The following is a 15,447-nucleotide window of genomic DNA, read 5'->3' as shown; positions in this document are numbered from 1 at the left end:
AATCTGTCCGAATGTGTCGGCCGCTCCGCACTCAATGATGATGGCAGCAAGTCCGGCCGCTGCCAATCCGATGAGGCCGGTGTGGCAGTGGAGTGATAGATGACGGACAAGTTCGAAGACGACAACGACAAGTGCGGCGTGGACGAGGCGCGCGTCCTTCGCGAGGAGGCAGCGGCGCTGGAGCGCGATGCCCGCGAGCTCGAGAACCTGGCGCACCGCGAGGAGGAGCGCGCCCACGATCTCGAGGAGCGCGCGCGCAAGATCGAGGAGGCGCACCACCACGACTGCGACCGCCATGGCGGCGGTCACGATGACGGCCATCCCGGCAGCGGCGAGCACGGCCACGAGGGCAAGGTCAAGATCACCGTCGTCGTGAACGGTGCGCCCACGGTGGTCGTGGCGAAGGAGGACGAGCTGCTCGGCGACGTGCGGAAGCAGGCGCTTGAGCAGACCGGTAATCTCGCACAGCCGCCGGAGAGCTGGGAGCTGAAGAACGAGGCGGGCGAGCCGCTCGACTCGGCGAAGAAGGTCGGCGACTACCACTTCGGTCACGAGGTCACGCTGTTCCTGAGCCTCGCGGCGGGCGTGGCCGGTGCCTGAGGCAGTCCAATCGGTCGATCCTGTGGTGACGCGGGCGAAGTTCGACCGCGAGGTGGGGCGCTTCCGCGATCAGGAGGTGTCGTACCGCCGTCGCGGCATCCTCCTCCAGGAGGTTGCGTTCCCAACCGTCACGATCGCTTTCTGCGGCTTCAAGATGAAGCCGGCGCCCCTTCTCGGCGCGGTGCGCATCGACTTCACCGACTACGACCTGATGCCACCGTCGGTGCGCTTCGTCGATCCGCTCACGCACGATGTGCTGCTGTCGAAGGATCTTACGCTGGCGCTGCCTCGCTTGCCGAAAGTGGAAGGCACGCCGAAGGAGATGCTTGTCGCCATGATGGCGCAGGGCATCCCCGTCGCGCAGCTCGGAAACCTCGTTCAGTCGAGCGGGCCTGACGAGATGCCGTTCCTCTGCCTGCCCGGCGTGCGCGAATATCACGAACACCCAGCCCATACGGGGGACTCATGGCTTCTTCACCGAGCCTCTGGCGAAGGCTGTTTAGCCTTCATCGTCGAGAACATCTGGAAATACGGCCCGCGCTCCATGGAGCGCTACCTGGTGCAGGTGGCGACCGAGGCCGAGGGGCTGCGCATGCAGGCGCTGGTCGAGGCGCAGAGGATCCAGGTTGCGGCATCGCTGACGGCGATGTCGGAATGACGCTGGCCGACGTGCGCCGCGTGGTGGTGCCGGTGGCGTGCGCGGATGCGGTCCAGACGCACCTGCGCGCCGTCGGCCGGGACGGCTGCGAGGGCTTGGCGCTGTGGGTTGGTGTCCAGAACGGAGACCTTTTCCGCGTCTCCCGGACGATCATCCCCCAGCAGCGCCACGTTCGGAATTCGGACGGCGTCTGCGTGATTATCCAGGCGGACGAGCTCCATCGGCTCAACGTGACGCTCTACAAGGAGAAGCTAACGCTGCTCGGCCAGATCCACAGCCATCCGGGAAGGGCGTATCATTCGGACACCGACGACCGCTACGCGATCGCGACGACGGTCGGCTGCCTGTCGCTGGTGGTGCCCGACTTCGCGCGGGCGTCGTTCGCCATCTCCCGCTGCGCTTCCTACCGGCTGGATCGGCGCGGGCGGTGGATGGAGCTGAAGCCGCGCGAGGCGAGCGGCCTGATCGTGGTGGAGGGCTGACGATGGCGCTCGCGAACTTCATCGACCGCGCTGTGACTTCGGCGTCGCAGCTTCTGGCCGATTTCGAACTCCAGCCATTCCGCGAGAGCCTGGAGCGTAATGTCGTCGGCATCGCCTTCGACGCCGACGCGTCGGGCTCGTCCGAAGCAATCGTGACGCTGGATCTCACGTTGAGGCTGGTCGCTCGGCTCTATCCGCGAATCGCGATCCTGGGAATTGGCGCCTCCGCCTCTGAGCTGGTCGGAGAGCTTGAGGAGCTGGCGCGCTCGATCAACCCCGACATCGAATTCGTCGCCGAGGCGGAAAAGGTGACGGTCGGTATCTGCGTCGGAGTCACCGACGCGCCCTTTGCGAGCCCGACCTTCCATGTCGGTTCCGATGGATGGCGCGCGCGCCTATCGGTCTCGGGGCCGGTAGGCTCGGGATCGAGCGGCAATCCCGTCGGTGCGGGCGCCGCCGCTTGCTTTGCGGCGGCGAATGTCTTTCGCACAATTTTCGCGTCGCAGCTCACGCATGGGGACATCGACGAGGAGATCGACCTCTGCCTGCTGTCGTTCGCACCCGGTGGCGGGACGGACGGTGCGGGTGTGGAAGAGATCTACATGGGCCGCGTCCAGCTCGTTGGTGCGGGCGCGATTGGCAACGCCTTCCTCTGGACGGCGAGCCGGTGGACCGGGCTGTCTGGAGCGATCGATGTGGTTGACCACGAGGATGTCGATCTCTCGAACCTGCAGCGATATGTCCTGTGCCTCCAGGAGGACGTGTCACAGGTGAAGGTCGACGTCGCAGTCGCGCGGGCCGGATCGCCCTCCGTGGCGATTGTCCCGCATCGCGCCGATTGGCAGGGCTATGTTTCGGATCGGACTGATTGGAGGTTCGATCGCGTGGCGGTCGCGCTGGACACAGCCCGCGACCGGCTGGCCGTCCAGGGATCGCTGCCGAGGTGGATCGCGAACGCGTGGACGCAGGAGACCGATCTCGGTGTGTCCCGACACCGCTTCGGCGACGGCGCCTGCCTCGCCTGCCTTTACATGCCGGCCGGGAAGGTGAAGGACCGGGACGAGATCGTCGCCGAGGAACTCGGCACGCCCGAGGCGAGGCTGGAGATCAGGATGATGCTCCATCGCAACGCCGCGGTGGACGCCGCCTTTGTCGGACGGGTCGCGACGGCGCTGGGCGTGCCGTTCGAGCCATTATCCGCCTTCGTCGGCCAGCCGCTAGCCTCCTTCCACCAGGGGGCGATATGCGGCGGGCTGGTGCTAAAACTGACCGGCGGCGCGGCAAAGGTGAAGGCCGTGGTGCCAATGGCGTTCCAGTCCGCCTTGGCGGGCATCCTTCTCGCAGCCGAGGTTGTGAAGCATGCGGCCGGCCTGCCGCCGGTTCCGACCACCAGCACCCGGATCAATCTGCTCCGCCCTCTGGGGGGTTATCTCCACGATCCCAAGAGCAGGGACGCGACGGGAAGGTGCATCTGCGCTGACGACGATTTCCTGAAGGCTTATGCGGGGAAGTATGGGCGTGGATAAATCGTTGACGGTTTCCCCACGGGCGGTGGCTCCCCACGATTGTTTTCCGAGATCTGTCTTCAGCGCACAGCCAGCCTCGCTCCATCCGATCACGGGTGGGATCTAGCCGGAAATATCCGATACTGACGAAAGCAGACATCAGCGGAGAACGTGTGGAACGACCGGCAAGTCCCAAACCAAGCCATTTCGAGCGGCAGGCGAAACTCTCCAGTGCAGTCGGTCTGCTCACATGAATGAGCGGCCGGTTTCGGGGAGCGAGTTAGGCTGCTTGAACGGCCGAGATTGGGGTCTTTCGGCCTCAACAGCTGGCTGAACGAAGGCGCCTCAAGATCCAAAAGAGGCCGGTTAGCCAACGGTCCGGTCTGGTTATTGTGGTATGGCCTAAGGCGGTCCGCTACAGGCCACAAAATGCACTCCGCTTGACCTATCCGATCGGCCCGAGATCCTGCGGGAACAGGGTAGTCTGTTCGACCCGCATCGGAATAGCTTCATAGCATATATCAAAACAGGCCAGATGTTGGGCTAGGTGGCGTGCGATGTCGCCGATTGCGACCGCGCGCCTGTGACGGTCGCCATGCAGCATCCCGCCCAATAGCTCCGTGGGCGCGCCGAAGAGAGCGACCTCGAGATGAAGCGAAAGTGACTCGTCAGTGATCCGTCCCATGGCCCCATTAGAACAAATAGCGAACATTGTGTCAATGTGGATATTGAGCGCTCGCTTGGGTGCCTGATCCGCATCGTAATGCGCCGTGGCGCGTCGAGACCGTAATTTTCTATCGGGACGTATCGGCTGATTCTCACGGGCATGAACCCGATGGGCGATGACGCTCACGGGCGGAGCACCCCGATGACCCCGACCAAGCTGCTGATCGGCCAGATCTTTCTCGTCTTTGAGATCGTCTTCCTGGGGCTGTGGACCGCGACCCAATGGGCGGCGGCGCGGCTGGCCTATCAGCCAGAGCTCGGCGCGCCCTGGTTCCTGCTCTTTCGTACGCCGATCTATCGGCCCTGGGCGATCTTCCCCTGGTGGTATCATTTTGATGCCTATGCGCCGCACATCTTCGACCGGGCAGGGGCGATCGCCGGCGCCAGCGGCTTTGCGGGCTGCGCCGCAGCAATCGGCCTTTCGCTGTGGCGCGCCCGCCAGTCGCGGCATGTCACCACGTACGGCTCGGCGCGCTGGGCGGGGCCGCGCGAGATCGCCCGCGCCGGCCTGTTTCGCGATGCCGGCGTGCTGCTCGGCCGGCTGCAGGACCGCTATCTGCGTCATGACGGGCCCGAGCATGTCATGGCCTTCGCGCCGACCCGCAGCGGCAAGGGCGTCGGCCTCGTCGTCCCGACCCTGCTGTCCTGGACCGGCTCGGCGGTCATCCACGACATCAAGGGCGAGAACTGGCGGCTGACCGCCGGATGGCGCGCTCTCTTCTCGCACTGCCTGCTGTTCGATCCGACCGACGCGCGCTCGGCCCATTACAACCCGCTGCTCGAGGTCCGCCGCGGCGTCGACGAGGTGCGCGACGTCCAGAACATCGCCGACATCCTCGTCGATCCGGAAGGCGCGCTCGACCGCCGCAACCACTGGGAGAAGACCTCCTACAGCCTGCTGGTCGGCGCGATCCTCCATGTCCTGCATGCCGAGGAGGAGAAGACGCTCGCCCGGGTCGCGACCTTTCTCTCCGATCCACAGCGGCCGTTCGTCGCCACGCTGCGCCAGATGATGTCGACCAACCATCTCGGCACCAGGCAGGCGCCGCAGGTCCATCCGGTGATCGCCTCGGCGGCGCGCGAGCTGCTCAACAAGAGCGAGAATGAGCGCTCCGGCGTGCTGTCGACCGCCATGTCCTTCCTCGGCCTCTACCGCGACCCGACCGTTGCGGAGGTGACCTCGCGCTGCGACTGGCGGATCGCCGACCTGGTCGACGCGGCCCGGCCCTGCTCGCTCTATCTGGTCATCCCGCCCTCCGACATCAGTCGCACCAAGCCGCTCGTCCGGCTGATCCTCAACCAGATCGGCCGCCGGCTCACCGAGACGCTGGACGGGCAGGGCGGGGAGGGCCGGCGTCACCGGCTGCTGATGATGCTCGACGAGTTCCCCGCGCTCGGCCGCCTCGATTTCTTCGAGACCGCGCTCGCCTTCATGGCCGGCTACGGGATCCGCGCCTTCCTGATCGCCCAGAGCCTCAACCAGATCGAGAAGGCCTATGGCGAGCATAATGCGATCCTCGACAACTGCCATGTCCGCGTCGCCTTCGCCACCAATGACGAGCGCACGGCACGCCGCCTGTCCGATGCGCTCGGCACCGCGACCGAGCAGCGCGCGATGCGCAACTATGCCGGGCACCGGCTCGCGCCCTGGCTCGCCCATGTCATGGTCAGCCGCCAGGAGACCGCCCGGCCGCTCTTGACCACCGGCGAGGTGATGCAGCTGCCCGCCAGCCAGGAGCTGGTGCTGGTCGCGGGCATGGCGCCGATCCGCGCGCTGAAGCTGCGCCATTATGAGGATCGCAACTTCCAGCAGCGCCTGCTGCCACCGCCGGAGCTGGACACAGGCCGCTATGCCGACAGTCCCGCAGTACGGCCGCACGATTGGATCGGGGCGGAGTGCCATGTCGACATCCGCCTGGCGCCGCCGCCCGAGGCGCCGGGCACGGCGGAACCGGACGGTCTCGAACAGCAGCGCCATCCCGGGCTCGAGGAAGAGCAGCCGCGCAAGCCCGAGCCGGTCAAGCAGCTCAACCTGCTCGGCTTCGACAGGGACGATGTCGATCCCGGCATCGACAAGCGGGCGATGGACCAGGCCCGGCGCTCCGCCACGCTGGTCCGCGCACATGCGCTGAACGAGGGCAGGGAGCGCGAACAGGACGCGCTTCCCGGCTTCTGAGGGCGCGGCGATGACCGGCAGCTCTCCCCGCAGCGCCTCGGCCGACCGTCGCCGCGCGATGCTGCGCACCGCGATGGGACCCGCGATCGTCGCGGCGCTGGCCGATCCGCGGGTGATCGAGATCATGGTCAATCCCGACGGCGCGCTGCGCCTCGACAGTCTCGGCCAGGGCCGGATCGACACCGGGGTGCGGCTCGAGCCCGAGCAGGTCGAGCGGATCATCCGGCTGGTCGCGAGCCATGTCCGCGCCGAGGTCCATGGCGATGCGCCGACTGTCTCGGCCGAGCTGCCGCCCCATGCCGAGGGCCGCGCCGGCGAGCGGTTCGAGGGCATATTGCCGCCGGTCTCGACCGGCCCCTGCTTCGCGATCCGCAAGCCGGCCGAGCGGCTCTACACCCTGCTCGATTATGTGAACGACGGGATCATGGCGCCCGAAGCGGCGCGGCTGCTCAGCCTCGCCGTGGTCGAGCGCCGGACGATCCTGGTCGCCGGCGGGACCAGCTCGGGCAAGACCACGCTCGCCAATGCGCTGCTCGCCGAGATGGCGCCGCTCGACGAGCGGGTGATCCTGATCGAGGATACGCGCGAGCTGCAGAGCCCGGTCGCCGACACGGTGGCGCTGCGCACTCGGCCCGGCGTGGTCGGCATGGCCGATCTCGTCCGCTCGACGCTCCGTCTGCGCCCCGACCGGATCATCGTCGGCGAGGTGCGCGGGCCCGAGGCGCTCGCCATGCTCAAGGCCTGGAACACCGGCCATCCCGGCGGCATCGCCACCATCCACGCCAACAGCGCGCCCGCGGCGCTCGACCGCATCGAGCAGCTCGTTGCCGAAGCGGCGGTCACCGTGCCGCGCCGGCTGATCGCCGAGGCGATCGACCTGATCGCCTTCCTCTCCGGACGCGGCGTCCATCGCCGCCTCGCCAGCATCGCGCAGGTCCTCGGGGTCGATCCCGACGGCGCCTATGCGCTGCGCGAGCTCCTCCCTTCGACCCAAGCACAAGGAGACTGAGCCATGTCCCGTAAGATCATTCCAAACCGTCGCGTGCTGTTTCGCGCGGGCTTCGCCCTCGCGCTTGGCACGGCCCTGACCGGACGCGCGGACGCGGCCGGCACCGGGATGCCCTGGGAGCAGCCGCTCCAGCAGATCCTCGATTCGGTGCAGGGCCCGGTCGCCAAGATCGTCGCGGTGATCATCATCATCGTCACCGGCCTGACCCTCGCCTTCGGCGAGACCGCCGGCGGCTTCCGCCGGCTGATCCAGATCGTGTTCGGCCTGTCGATCGCCTTTGCCGCCTCGAGCTTCTTCCTGAGCTTCTTCTCCTTCGGCGGCGGGGCGCTGATCGCATGAGCGGGGTCGGTCCCGCGCCGTCGGGCGAGCGGCATGTCGACGGGTTCGAGGTGCCGATCCATGCCAGCCTCGGCTCGCCGATCCTGCTCGGCGGCGCGCCGCGGGGCCTCGCGATCGTCAACGGCACGCTTGCTGCCGCGATCGGCCTCGGCCTCCAGATGTGGCTGGCCGGGCTGCTGTTCTGGGCGGTCGGCCACAGCGTCGCCGTCTTCGCCGCGCGCCGCGATCCGGACTTCCTGCCGGTGCTCGCCCGGCACCTGCGCCAGAAGGCCGTCCTGACATGCTGAACCTTTCGGAATATCGCCTCCGCTCCGACCGGCTCGCCGACCATCTCCCCTGGGCGGCGCTGGTCGCGCCCGGCATCGTCCTCAACAAGGATGGCAGCTTCCAGCGCAGCCTGCGCTTCCGCGGCCCCGACCTCGAGAGCGCGACCGAGGCCGAGTTGATTTCGGCCGCGGCGCGGGCGAACAATGTGCTGAAGCGGTTCGGCTCGGGCTGGGCTTTGTTCTTCGAGGCCGAGCGGCGCGAGGCGGTCGCCTATCCGGACAGCGTCTTTCTCGACGCCGCCTCCTGGCTGGTCGACCGCGAGCGCCGCGCCGGCTTTCTCGCCGCCGGCACCCATTATGAGAGCCGCTACCATCTGACCCTGCTCTGGCTGCCGCCCGCCGACAGCGTCGAGGCGCCGGGACGGGCGCTGGTTGAGCGGTCCGAGGCGGAACGTGGCCGCGACTGGCGCACCGCCTTGACCTGGTTCGTCGCCGAGACCGATCGCGCGCTCGATCTGTTCGCGGCGTTCATGCCCGAGGTCGCCGCGCTCGATTCGACCGAGACGCTGACTTATCTGCACGGCACCGTCTCGCCGCGGCGCCATCCTGTGGCGGTGCCGGAAACACCTTTCTATCTTGACGGCCTGCTTGCCGACGTGCCGCTGACCGGCGGGCTCGAGCCGCGGCTCGGCGCCGTCCACCTGCGCACGCTGAGCGTGCTGGGCTTTCCATCGATGAGCCGGCCCGGCCTGCTCGATGCGCTCAACCATCAGGATTTCGGCTATCGCTGGACGAGCCGCTTCATCGCGCTCGACAAGACCGATGCGACCAGGGCGCTGACCCGCATCCGGCGGCAATGGTTCAACAAGCGCAAGTCGATCACCGCGCTCCTGCGCGAGGTGATGTACAACCAGCCCACCCAGCTGCTCGACAGCGACGCGGACAACAAGGCGGCGGATGCCGACCTCGCCTTGCAGGCGCTCGGCGGCGACCATGTCGCGTTCGGTTATCTCACCACCACGCTCACCCTGGCCGATGCCGATCGCGGCAATGTCGAAGACAAGGTCCGTCGCGCCGAGCGGATCGTCAACGGGCTCGGCTTCACCACCATCCGCGAGGGCATCAATGCGGTCGAGGCCTGGCTCTCCTCGTTGCCCGGCCACGCTTATGCCAATGTCCGCCAGCCGCTGGTCCACACGCTGAACCTCGCCCATCTGATGCCGCTGTCGAGCGTCTGGGCCGGTCCCGAGAGCAACGCCCATCTCGCCGCACCGCCCTTGCTGTTCGCGCAGGCCGCCGGCTCGACCCCGTTCCGGCTCTCCACCCATGTCGGCGATGTCGGCCATATGATGGTGGTGGGGCCGACCGGCGCCGGCAAGTCGGTACTGCTGGCGCTGATCGCGCTCCAGTTCCGGCGCTACGCGCACAGCCGGATCATCCTTTTCGACAAGGGCTTTTCCGCGCGCGCCGCGATACTCGCGATGGGCGGCAGCCATCATGCGCTGGGGCCGGCGCCCGAGCATGGCGAGAACGGGCTGAGCTTCCAGCCGCTGCGCGACATCGACGACGAGGCGGAGCGCAGCTGGGCGGCCGACTGGATCGCCGGGCTGCTCGCGCAGGAGAAGGTCGTGCTGACCCCGGAGGTCAAGGACAGGGTCTGGTCGGCACTCTCGAACCTCGCGACCTCGCCGCGCGAGGAGCGCACCCTGACCGGGCTCGCCGTCCTCCTCCAGTCCAATCCGCTGCGCGCGGCGCTCGCGCCCTATATGCTGGACGGCGCTTATGGCGGCCTGCTCGATGCCGCCGACGAGCGGCTCGCCTTTGCAGACGTGCAATGTTTCGAGACCGAGGCGCTGATGACCCGCAATGGCGTGGTCGCGCCAGTGCTCACCTATCTGTTCCATCGCATCGAGCAGCGCTTCGACGGGCGTCCGACCCTGCTGCTGCTCGACGAGGCCTGGAGCCTGTTCGACGATCCGCTGTTCGCCGCCCGGATCCGCGAATGGCTGAAGACGCTGCGCAAGAAGAATGTCGCGGTGCTGTTCGCCACCCAGAGTCTTGCCGACATTAGTGAAAGCAGTATCGCCCCGGCGATTATCGAAAGCTGCCCGCAGCGCATCCTCTTGCCCAACGACCGGGCGATCGAGCCGCAGTCGCGCGCCGCCTATGAACGGTTCGGGCTCAATGACCGCCAGATCGAGCTGGTCAGCCGGGCGACGCCGAAGCGCCATTATTATCTGCAATCGGCCCGCGGCAACCGCCTGTTCGAGCTCGACCTTGGACCGATCGCGCTGGCGTTCTGCGGCGCGTCGGACCCGGCCAGCCAGCATCGCATCGATCGCATCCTCGCCGAAGAGGGGCCTGCCCATTTTGCCGACCGCTTCCTGCGCGAGGCCGGCCTCGACTGGGCCGCAGGCCTGCTCGCCGATTTTCCTGTCCCCCACAAACCGGAGTAATTTCCATGAGAAGCAAGCTCGTCTCCGCGCTCCTTGCCGCCGGCCTGACCGGCGCCACCGTCTTCGCGATCGGCATGCCGGCGACGCCCGCCCAGGCTATCGTCGTGTTCGACCCGTCCAACTACAGCCAGAACATCCTCACCGCCGCGCGCACCCTCCAGCAGATCAACAACCAGATCCAGATGCTGCAGAATCAGGCACGGGGCTTGCTCAACCAGGCGCGCAACCTGTCGACGATCGGGTTCCCCGAGCTGCAGGCGATCACCCAGACCCTCCAGCAGATCGATCGGCTGATGGGACAGGCGCAGGGCATCCAGTTCCGGGTGTCCGGCCTGGACCAGCAGTTCGGGCAGATGTTCCCCCGCAACTTCGGCCAGGCGGTGACCACCAACCAGCAGGTCGTCACCGCCCGGAGCCGGATGGATGCGGCGCGCAGCGCCTTCCAGCAGACCATGACCGTGCAGGCCCAGGTGGTCGAGGCCGTCTCCGCCGATGCGAAGACGCTGAACGGCATCGTCGCGCGCAGCCAGGATGCGCAAGGCGCGCTCCAGGCAAGCCAGGCGACCAATCAGCTGCTCGCGCTCAGCGCCAAGCAGCAGTTCCAGATCCAGACGCTGATGGCTGCGCAGTATCGCGCCGATGCGCTGGAGCAGGCGCGCCGCGCCCAGTCCCAGGCGGACGGGCAGGCGGCGACCGCGCAGTTCCTCGGTTCCGGCTCGGCCTACACCCCCCAATAGGCTGTGCCGGTCGAGCGATGGCGGCGCCGCCTCGCCGCCGTCGCCGCCGCGGCGCGTGCTCCATGCTCCCCGGCACGCGCCGCGGCCTTTTTCTCGCGAAGGAAAGTGCTTTGAGCGACCTCAACGTCATCGATCAGTTCATGGCCGCCTTCATCCGCTACATCGACAGCGGGTTCGGGCTGCTCGGGCCCGATGTCGGCTTCCTGACCCGTACCCTGATCGGCATCGACGTCACCCTCGCTGGCCTGTTCTGGGCGCTGGGCGGCGAGGACAATGTTATCGGCCGGCTCCTCCGCAAGATACTGTTCATCGGCGCCTTCGCCTTCATCCTGAACAGCTTTGCGACGCTCGCCGACATCATCTTCCGCTCGTTCGCGCAGGCCGGGCTCACTGCCGGCGGCGGCACGCTCGGCGCGGACGACCTGCTCAAGCCCGGCCGGCTCGCGGGGACGGGTTTCACGGCCGCCTGGCCGCTACTCGACCAGGCGTCCAAACTCACCAGCTTCACGACCTTCTTCGACAATTTCCTGACCATCGCGGTGCTGCTGTTCGCCTGGGCGATCGTGATCATCGCCTTCTTCATCCTGGCCGTGCAGCTGTTCGTCACCATCCTCGAGTTCAAGCTGACCAGCCTCGCCGGCTTCATCCTGGTGCCGTTCGCGCTGTGGAACCGGACCAGCTTCCTCGCCGAGCGGGTGCTCGGCAATGTCGTCTCCTCCGGCATCAAGGTGATGGTGCTCGCGGTCATCGTCGGCATCGGCTCCAACTATTTCTCGCAGTTCACCACCGCCCTGCAGGGGCATGAGCCGGATATTGGCCAGGCGATGAGCCTGGTGCTCGCCAGCCTCGCTTTGTTCGGGCTCGGCATCTTCGGTCCCGGCATCGCCTCGGGCCTGGTCGCCGGCGCGCCGCAGCTCGGCGCCGGCTCGGTCGCCGGCACCGCGATCGGCGCCGCCGGGATCACTATGCTCGCCGGCGGCGCAGCGGGTGGTCTCGCCCGTGCGGGTGTCGGCGGCGCGCTCGGCGCGATCCGCGCCGGCACCGCAATGGGATCGGCCGCTTCCACCGCCTATGCGCTCGGCCAGGAAACTGCCGGCAGCGCGAGTATCGGCGCTGGCCTGAGCGGCATGGCGCGTGCCGCCGGCGCAGCGGCGTCCGCGCGTGCATCGCAGGCGTTTGGCTTTGGCGAGGCCGTCGAACGCGGCCGTGCCGCGGCGATGGGTGTGGCGCAACCGAACCCAGGCGCCGCATCCGGCGCAGCCGGCGGACCGTCCGCTGCGGATGACGCACCGGCTTGGGCGCAGGCGCTGCGCGCCGAGCAGTCCGCCCGTCATCACCGCCAGATCGCCGTCCAGACATTGCGCGAAGGCCATGGCGGCGGTGCCGGCGCACATCCCGACATCCAGGAAAAGGAGGATTGATCATGCTCTTCCGGCGCAGCATCCAGCGCTACGGCCGCACGCCAGAGCCCGAGACGCCGTTCCAGCGGGCAGGGCAGCTCTGGGATGACCGGATCGGATCGGCCCGCGTCCAGGCGCGCAACTGGCGGCTGATGGCGTTCGGCTGCCTGGGCCTCGCGACCGCCTTGTCCGGCGGACTGCTCTGGCAATCGCTGCAGAGCCGGGTGGTGCCTTATGTGGTCGCCGTCGACCGGCTCGGCGAAGCGCGCGCGATCGCGCCCGCCGACAGTGGCTATAGGCCGACCGACCCGCAGATCGCCTGGTTCCTGGCGCGGTTTGTCAGGGATGTCCGTGCGGTCTCGCTCGATCCGGTGCTGACCCGCGCGAACTGGCTCGAGGCCTATGGCTTTGCCACCCGCCGCGGTGGCCAGTTCCTCAGCGACTATGCGCGCTCCGCCGATCCGTTCGGCCGGATCGGCGAGCGCACCGTCTCGGTCGAGGTGACCAGCGTCGTGCGTGCCTCCGACCGCTCCTTCCAGGTCAAATGGATCGAGACGGTCTATGATCGCGGCGCCTTCGCCGGCACGACGCGCTGGACCGCGATGCTGACGGTGGTCGACCGGCTGCCGGCCTCCGCCGAGACGCTGCGTAGCAATCCGCTCGGTCTCTATGTCGATGCGATCGACTGGAGCCGCGAGCTCGAGCCGGCGGTGGACACCGCGAAAAGCGCGTCGCTGACATCGAAGTCGGCCGGCTCGTCCTTGCTCCCGGGCGCTCCTGCGGGCGAGTCGCCCGCACTGCTCCCCGACACCGGTGCCGCGCCGACAGCGCGTCCTTGATCTCCGGAGGTAATGCCATGACATCGCACTTTTCGTTCGCCCGGGCCGGGATCGCCGGTCTGTTGCTGACCGCGGTCGCACCGTCGTCCGCTATGCCCGTGCCCGCCTCCCATGCGAAATCCGCATCAACGGCAAGTGCCAGCTCGGCGCCGCTCCCTTCGCCTGCGCCGTCGCGGCCGGTCGCCGCGCCTATCGAACCGGCTCGGCGGCGCCATGCTCCCGCCGGCCACCGCCGCCGGGCGTCGCCCGTGCTGGGCAGCGTTGCCGCCGCCACCAGGGCGGCCACCGCCGAGCCCGACCGGCAGGACTTCGTCAATGCGGTCCAGATCTATCCTTTCGCCGAGGGGACCATCTACCATGTCTATACCGCGCCGGGATCGGTGACCGATATCGCCTTGCAGCCGGGCGAGACGCTCGGCGCGGTCGCCTCGGGCGACACGGTGCGCTGGGTGATCGGCGATACGAGCAGCGGCGCGGGCGACAGCAAGCGCACCCATATCCTGGTGAAGCCGTTCGCAGCGGGTCTCGCCACCAATCTCGTCGTCACCACCGACCGGCGGGTCTATCATCTCGCGCTGACCAGCACCGTGAAGACCGCGATGGCGGCCTTGTCCTGGACCTATCCGCAGGATGCGCTGCTCGCGGTGCGCAAGGCGGCCGAGCAGGCCGAGGCGGTCGCGCCGGTCGCGAGCGGGCTCGACATCGGCCGGCTCCGGTTCGATTATGTGATCACCGGCGACCAGCCCGACTGGCGGCCGCTGCGCGCGTTCGACGACGGCCGCCAGACGTTCATCGAGTTTTCGGCCGACATCGCGACCGGGGTCGCGCCGCCCCTGTTCGTCGTCGGTGACAAGGGAGCGGCCGAGCTCGTCAATTATCGCGTGCGCGGCCGCTTCTACGTGGTCGACCGGCTGTTCGATACCGCCGAGCTGCGGTTCGGCCTCAAGCATCAGGATGTGGTGCGGATCACGCGGCAGCCCGATCCATCGTCGCGGCGGAGGGTATCATGAGCGAGGCTGTCGCCCCGCCCGAGCCGGCGCCGCCGCCGAAGCGCGACCCCGAGGCGTTCGCCTTGCGCGGGCGGCCCCCGCGGGCCATCCGGTTCCGGCGCCGGCTGATCATCGCCATCGCCGCGATCGGCGCGATCGCGCTGATGCTGGTCGCCTGGCTGGCGCTGCGGCCGCATCTCTTCCATGTTGTCAGGGCGCAGGACGAACAAGCGCAGCCGGACGCGCATCAGGCGAGCGAGGTCCTGGCCGGCCTGCCCGGAAGCTATGGCGACACGCCGAAGCTCGGGCCGCCGCTGCCCGGCGATCTCGGCAAGCCGATCCTCGAGCGGCAGCAGCAGCTTGCGGTGGAGACACCGGACGGCAGTGCCGAACGCGCCGTCCAGGCGGCCGAAGCCGAGCGCCAGCGCCAGCTCGCCGAATTGAAGGCGGCGCGCGAATCGGGACTGCTCGTCCAATCGGGATCGCGGGGCACGGCATTGGGCGAGGGGACACCGGCGCAGCCGGTTACAGCCGTTACCGAAGGGGTGAGCGACCCGGCGGCTTCCGCCACCGACACTGGCCGGATCGCGCTCGATCGGGATCATGATCTCGGCAGCCAGCAGCACAAGACCGACTTCGTCCGCGCGCTCGATACACAGGGCGACGTCAATCCGCATGCGCTGCAGCCGGCGACATCGCCCTATATGCTGTCGGCGGGCAGCGTCATCGCCGCCAGCCTGATCACCGGGCTCGATTCCGATCTCCCCGGCCTCGTGACCGCGCAGGTGACCGAGAATGTCTACGACAGCGCGACCGGGCGCATCCTGCTCATACCCCAGGGCGCGCGGCTGGTCGGCAGCTATGACAGCGTGGTCGCGTTCGGTCAGCGGCGCGCACTGGTGGTATGGCAGCGGATCATCCTGCCGGACGGAAGCTCGCTCCGGCTCGACAATGTGCCGGCGACCGACGCCGCAGGCTATGCCGGGCTCGAGGACAAGGTCGACTTCCACAGCTGGCAGCTCTTGAAAGGCGTGGTGCTCTCGACCCTGCTCGGGGTCGGCGCGGAGCTGCAGTTCTCGGGGCAGGGGGATCTGGTCGAGGCGATCCGCCAGTCGACCCAGCAGAGCATCAGCCGTGCCGGCGACCAGCTCACCTCGCGCTCGCTCGACATCCAGCCGACCATCCGCATCCGGCCGGGCACGCCCGTGCGGCTGGTCGTGCACAAGGATCTGATCCTCGCGCCGTGGCGCCGATAGGAGACAGGG

The 15,447-nt window shown here is 68.2% G+C and carries 14 protein-coding genes; all 14 read left to right on the top strand.

Annotated features, from left to right (window positions below):
• Window positions 1-99 precede the first annotated feature (99 nt).
• The 14 genes from GQY20_RS21180 (at window position 100) to GQY20_RS21115 (ending at window position 15,438) form a co-directional block, all read left to right on the top strand.
• Window positions 100-600, top strand: a complete 501-nt coding sequence (locus tag GQY20_RS21180) for a DUF2604 domain-containing protein (protein ID WP_157219145.1) — start codon at window positions 100-102, stop codon at window positions 598-600.
• On the top strand, window positions 593-1,258 hold the full coding sequence (locus GQY20_RS21175; RefSeq protein WP_157219144.1) for a putative metal-binding protein: 666 nt from the start codon (window positions 593-595) through the stop codon (window positions 1,256-1,258). The genes GQY20_RS21180 and GQY20_RS21175 overlap by 8 nt, the downstream gene beginning before the upstream one ends.
• Window positions 1,255-1,740 (top strand): Mov34/MPN/PAD-1 family protein, encoded by a 486-nt coding sequence (locus tag GQY20_RS21170; protein WP_157219143.1) that lies wholly within the window; start codon window positions 1,255-1,257, stop codon window positions 1,738-1,740. Before GQY20_RS21175 ends, GQY20_RS21170 begins: the two co-directional genes overlap by 4 nt.
• 2 nt (window positions 1,741-1,742) lie before the next feature.
• Window positions 1,743-3,266 carry an E2 ligase fold family C protein gene (locus GQY20_RS21165; RefSeq protein ID WP_157219142.1) on the top strand — a complete coding sequence of 508 codons (1,524 nt, stop codon included), beginning with the start codon at window positions 1,743-1,745 and terminating at the stop codon, window positions 3,264-3,266.
• Between the two features lie 847 nt (window positions 3,267-4,113).
• Window positions 4,114-6,147, top strand: coding sequence for a conjugal transfer protein TraG (locus GQY20_RS21160; protein ID WP_157219141.1), 2,034 nt, complete (start codon window positions 4,114-4,116; stop codon window positions 6,145-6,147).
• A 10-nt stretch (window positions 6,148-6,157) separates the two neighbouring features.
• Complete coding sequence (gene trbB, locus GQY20_RS21155) at window positions 6,158-7,156, top strand: P-type conjugative transfer ATPase TrbB (protein ID WP_198351100.1); 999 nt, start codon at window positions 6,158-6,160, stop codon at window positions 7,154-7,156.
• 3 nt (window positions 7,157-7,159) lie between these two features.
• Window positions 7,160-7,495 carry a TrbC/VirB2 family protein gene (locus GQY20_RS21150; RefSeq protein ID WP_157219140.1) on the top strand — a complete coding sequence of 112 codons (336 nt, stop codon included), beginning with the start codon at window positions 7,160-7,162 and terminating at the stop codon, window positions 7,493-7,495.
• Window positions 7,492-7,782, top strand: coding sequence for a VirB3 family type IV secretion system protein (locus tag GQY20_RS21145; protein ID WP_157219139.1), 291 nt, complete (start codon window positions 7,492-7,494; stop codon window positions 7,780-7,782). Before GQY20_RS21150 ends, GQY20_RS21145 begins: the two co-directional genes overlap by 4 nt.
• Complete coding sequence (gene trbE, locus GQY20_RS21140; RefSeq protein ID WP_157219138.1) at window positions 7,776-10,217, top strand: conjugal transfer protein TrbE; 2,442 nt, start codon at window positions 7,776-7,778, stop codon at window positions 10,215-10,217. Before GQY20_RS21145 ends, trbE begins: the two co-directional genes overlap by 7 nt.
• Window positions 10,218-10,222: 5 nt before the next feature.
• Window positions 10,223-10,954, top strand: coding sequence for a P-type conjugative transfer protein TrbJ (gene trbJ, locus GQY20_RS21135; RefSeq protein ID WP_157219137.1), 732 nt, complete (start codon window positions 10,223-10,225; stop codon window positions 10,952-10,954).
• Between the two features lie 110 nt (window positions 10,955-11,064).
• On the top strand, window positions 11,065-12,375 hold the full coding sequence (gene trbL / locus GQY20_RS21130) for a P-type conjugative transfer protein TrbL (RefSeq protein WP_157219136.1): 1,311 nt from the start codon (window positions 11,065-11,067) through the stop codon (window positions 12,373-12,375).
• A 2-nt stretch (window positions 12,376-12,377) separates the two neighbouring features.
• Complete coding sequence (gene trbF, locus GQY20_RS21125) at window positions 12,378-13,193, top strand: conjugal transfer protein TrbF (protein WP_157219135.1); 816 nt, start codon at window positions 12,378-12,380, stop codon at window positions 13,191-13,193.
• A 92-nt stretch (window positions 13,194-13,285) separates the two neighbouring features.
• The gene (trbG, locus tag GQY20_RS21120; RefSeq protein WP_157219322.1) at window positions 13,286-14,203 is read left to right on the top strand and encodes a P-type conjugative transfer protein TrbG; all 918 of its coding nucleotides are present in this window, start codon (window positions 13,286-13,288) and stop codon (window positions 14,201-14,203) included.
• Window positions 14,200-15,438 carry a TrbI/VirB10 family protein gene (locus GQY20_RS21115; protein WP_157219134.1) on the top strand — a complete coding sequence of 413 codons (1,239 nt, stop codon included), beginning with the start codon at window positions 14,200-14,202 and terminating at the stop codon, window positions 15,436-15,438. The genes trbG and GQY20_RS21115 overlap by 4 nt, the downstream gene beginning before the upstream one ends.
• Window positions 15,439-15,447 lie beyond the last annotated feature (9 nt).

It is taken from the genome of Flavisphingomonas formosensis, assembly GCF_009755815.1.
In the GTDB taxonomy this organism is placed as follows: Bacteria; Pseudomonadota; Alphaproteobacteria; order Sphingomonadales; family Sphingomonadaceae; genus Flavisphingomonas; species Flavisphingomonas formosensis.
This window is presented reverse-complemented; position numbering and strand designations above follow the sequence as displayed.

Excerpts from the sequence above, each read along its gene's own strand:
- GQY20_RS21180 (WP_157219145.1), top strand. The coding sequence starts at position 100 with ATGACGGACAAGTTCGAAGACGACAACGACAAGTGCGGCGTGGACGAG.
- GQY20_RS21170 (WP_157219143.1), top strand. The coding sequence starts at position 1,255 with ATGACGCTGGCCGACGTGCGCCGCGTGGTGGTGCCGGTGGCGTGCGCG.
- GQY20_RS21165 (WP_157219142.1), top strand. The coding sequence starts at position 1,743 with ATGGCGCTCGCGAACTTCATCGACCGCGCTGTGACTTCGGCGTCGCAG.
- GQY20_RS21160 (WP_157219141.1), top strand. The coding sequence starts at position 4,114 with ATGACCCCGACCAAGCTGCTGATCGGCCAGATCTTTCTCGTCTTTGAG.
- trbB (WP_198351100.1), top strand. The coding sequence starts at position 6,158 with ATGACCGGCAGCTCTCCCCGCAGCGCCTCGGCCGACCGTCGCCGCGCG.
- GQY20_RS21150 (WP_157219140.1), top strand. The coding sequence starts at position 7,160 with ATGTCCCGTAAGATCATTCCAAACCGTCGCGTGCTGTTTCGCGCGGGC.
- GQY20_RS21145 (WP_157219139.1), top strand. The coding sequence starts at position 7,492 with ATGAGCGGGGTCGGTCCCGCGCCGTCGGGCGAGCGGCATGTCGACGGG.
- trbE (WP_157219138.1), top strand. The coding sequence starts at position 7,776 with ATGCTGAACCTTTCGGAATATCGCCTCCGCTCCGACCGGCTCGCCGAC.
- trbJ (WP_157219137.1), top strand. The coding sequence starts at position 10,223 with ATGAGAAGCAAGCTCGTCTCCGCGCTCCTTGCCGCCGGCCTGACCGGC.
- trbF (WP_157219135.1), top strand. The coding sequence starts at position 12,378 with ATGCTCTTCCGGCGCAGCATCCAGCGCTACGGCCGCACGCCAGAGCCC.
- trbG (WP_157219322.1), top strand. The coding sequence starts at position 13,286 with ATGCCCGTGCCCGCCTCCCATGCGAAATCCGCATCAACGGCAAGTGCC.
- GQY20_RS21115 (WP_157219134.1), top strand. The coding sequence starts at position 14,200 with ATGAGCGAGGCTGTCGCCCCGCCCGAGCCGGCGCCGCCGCCGAAGCGC.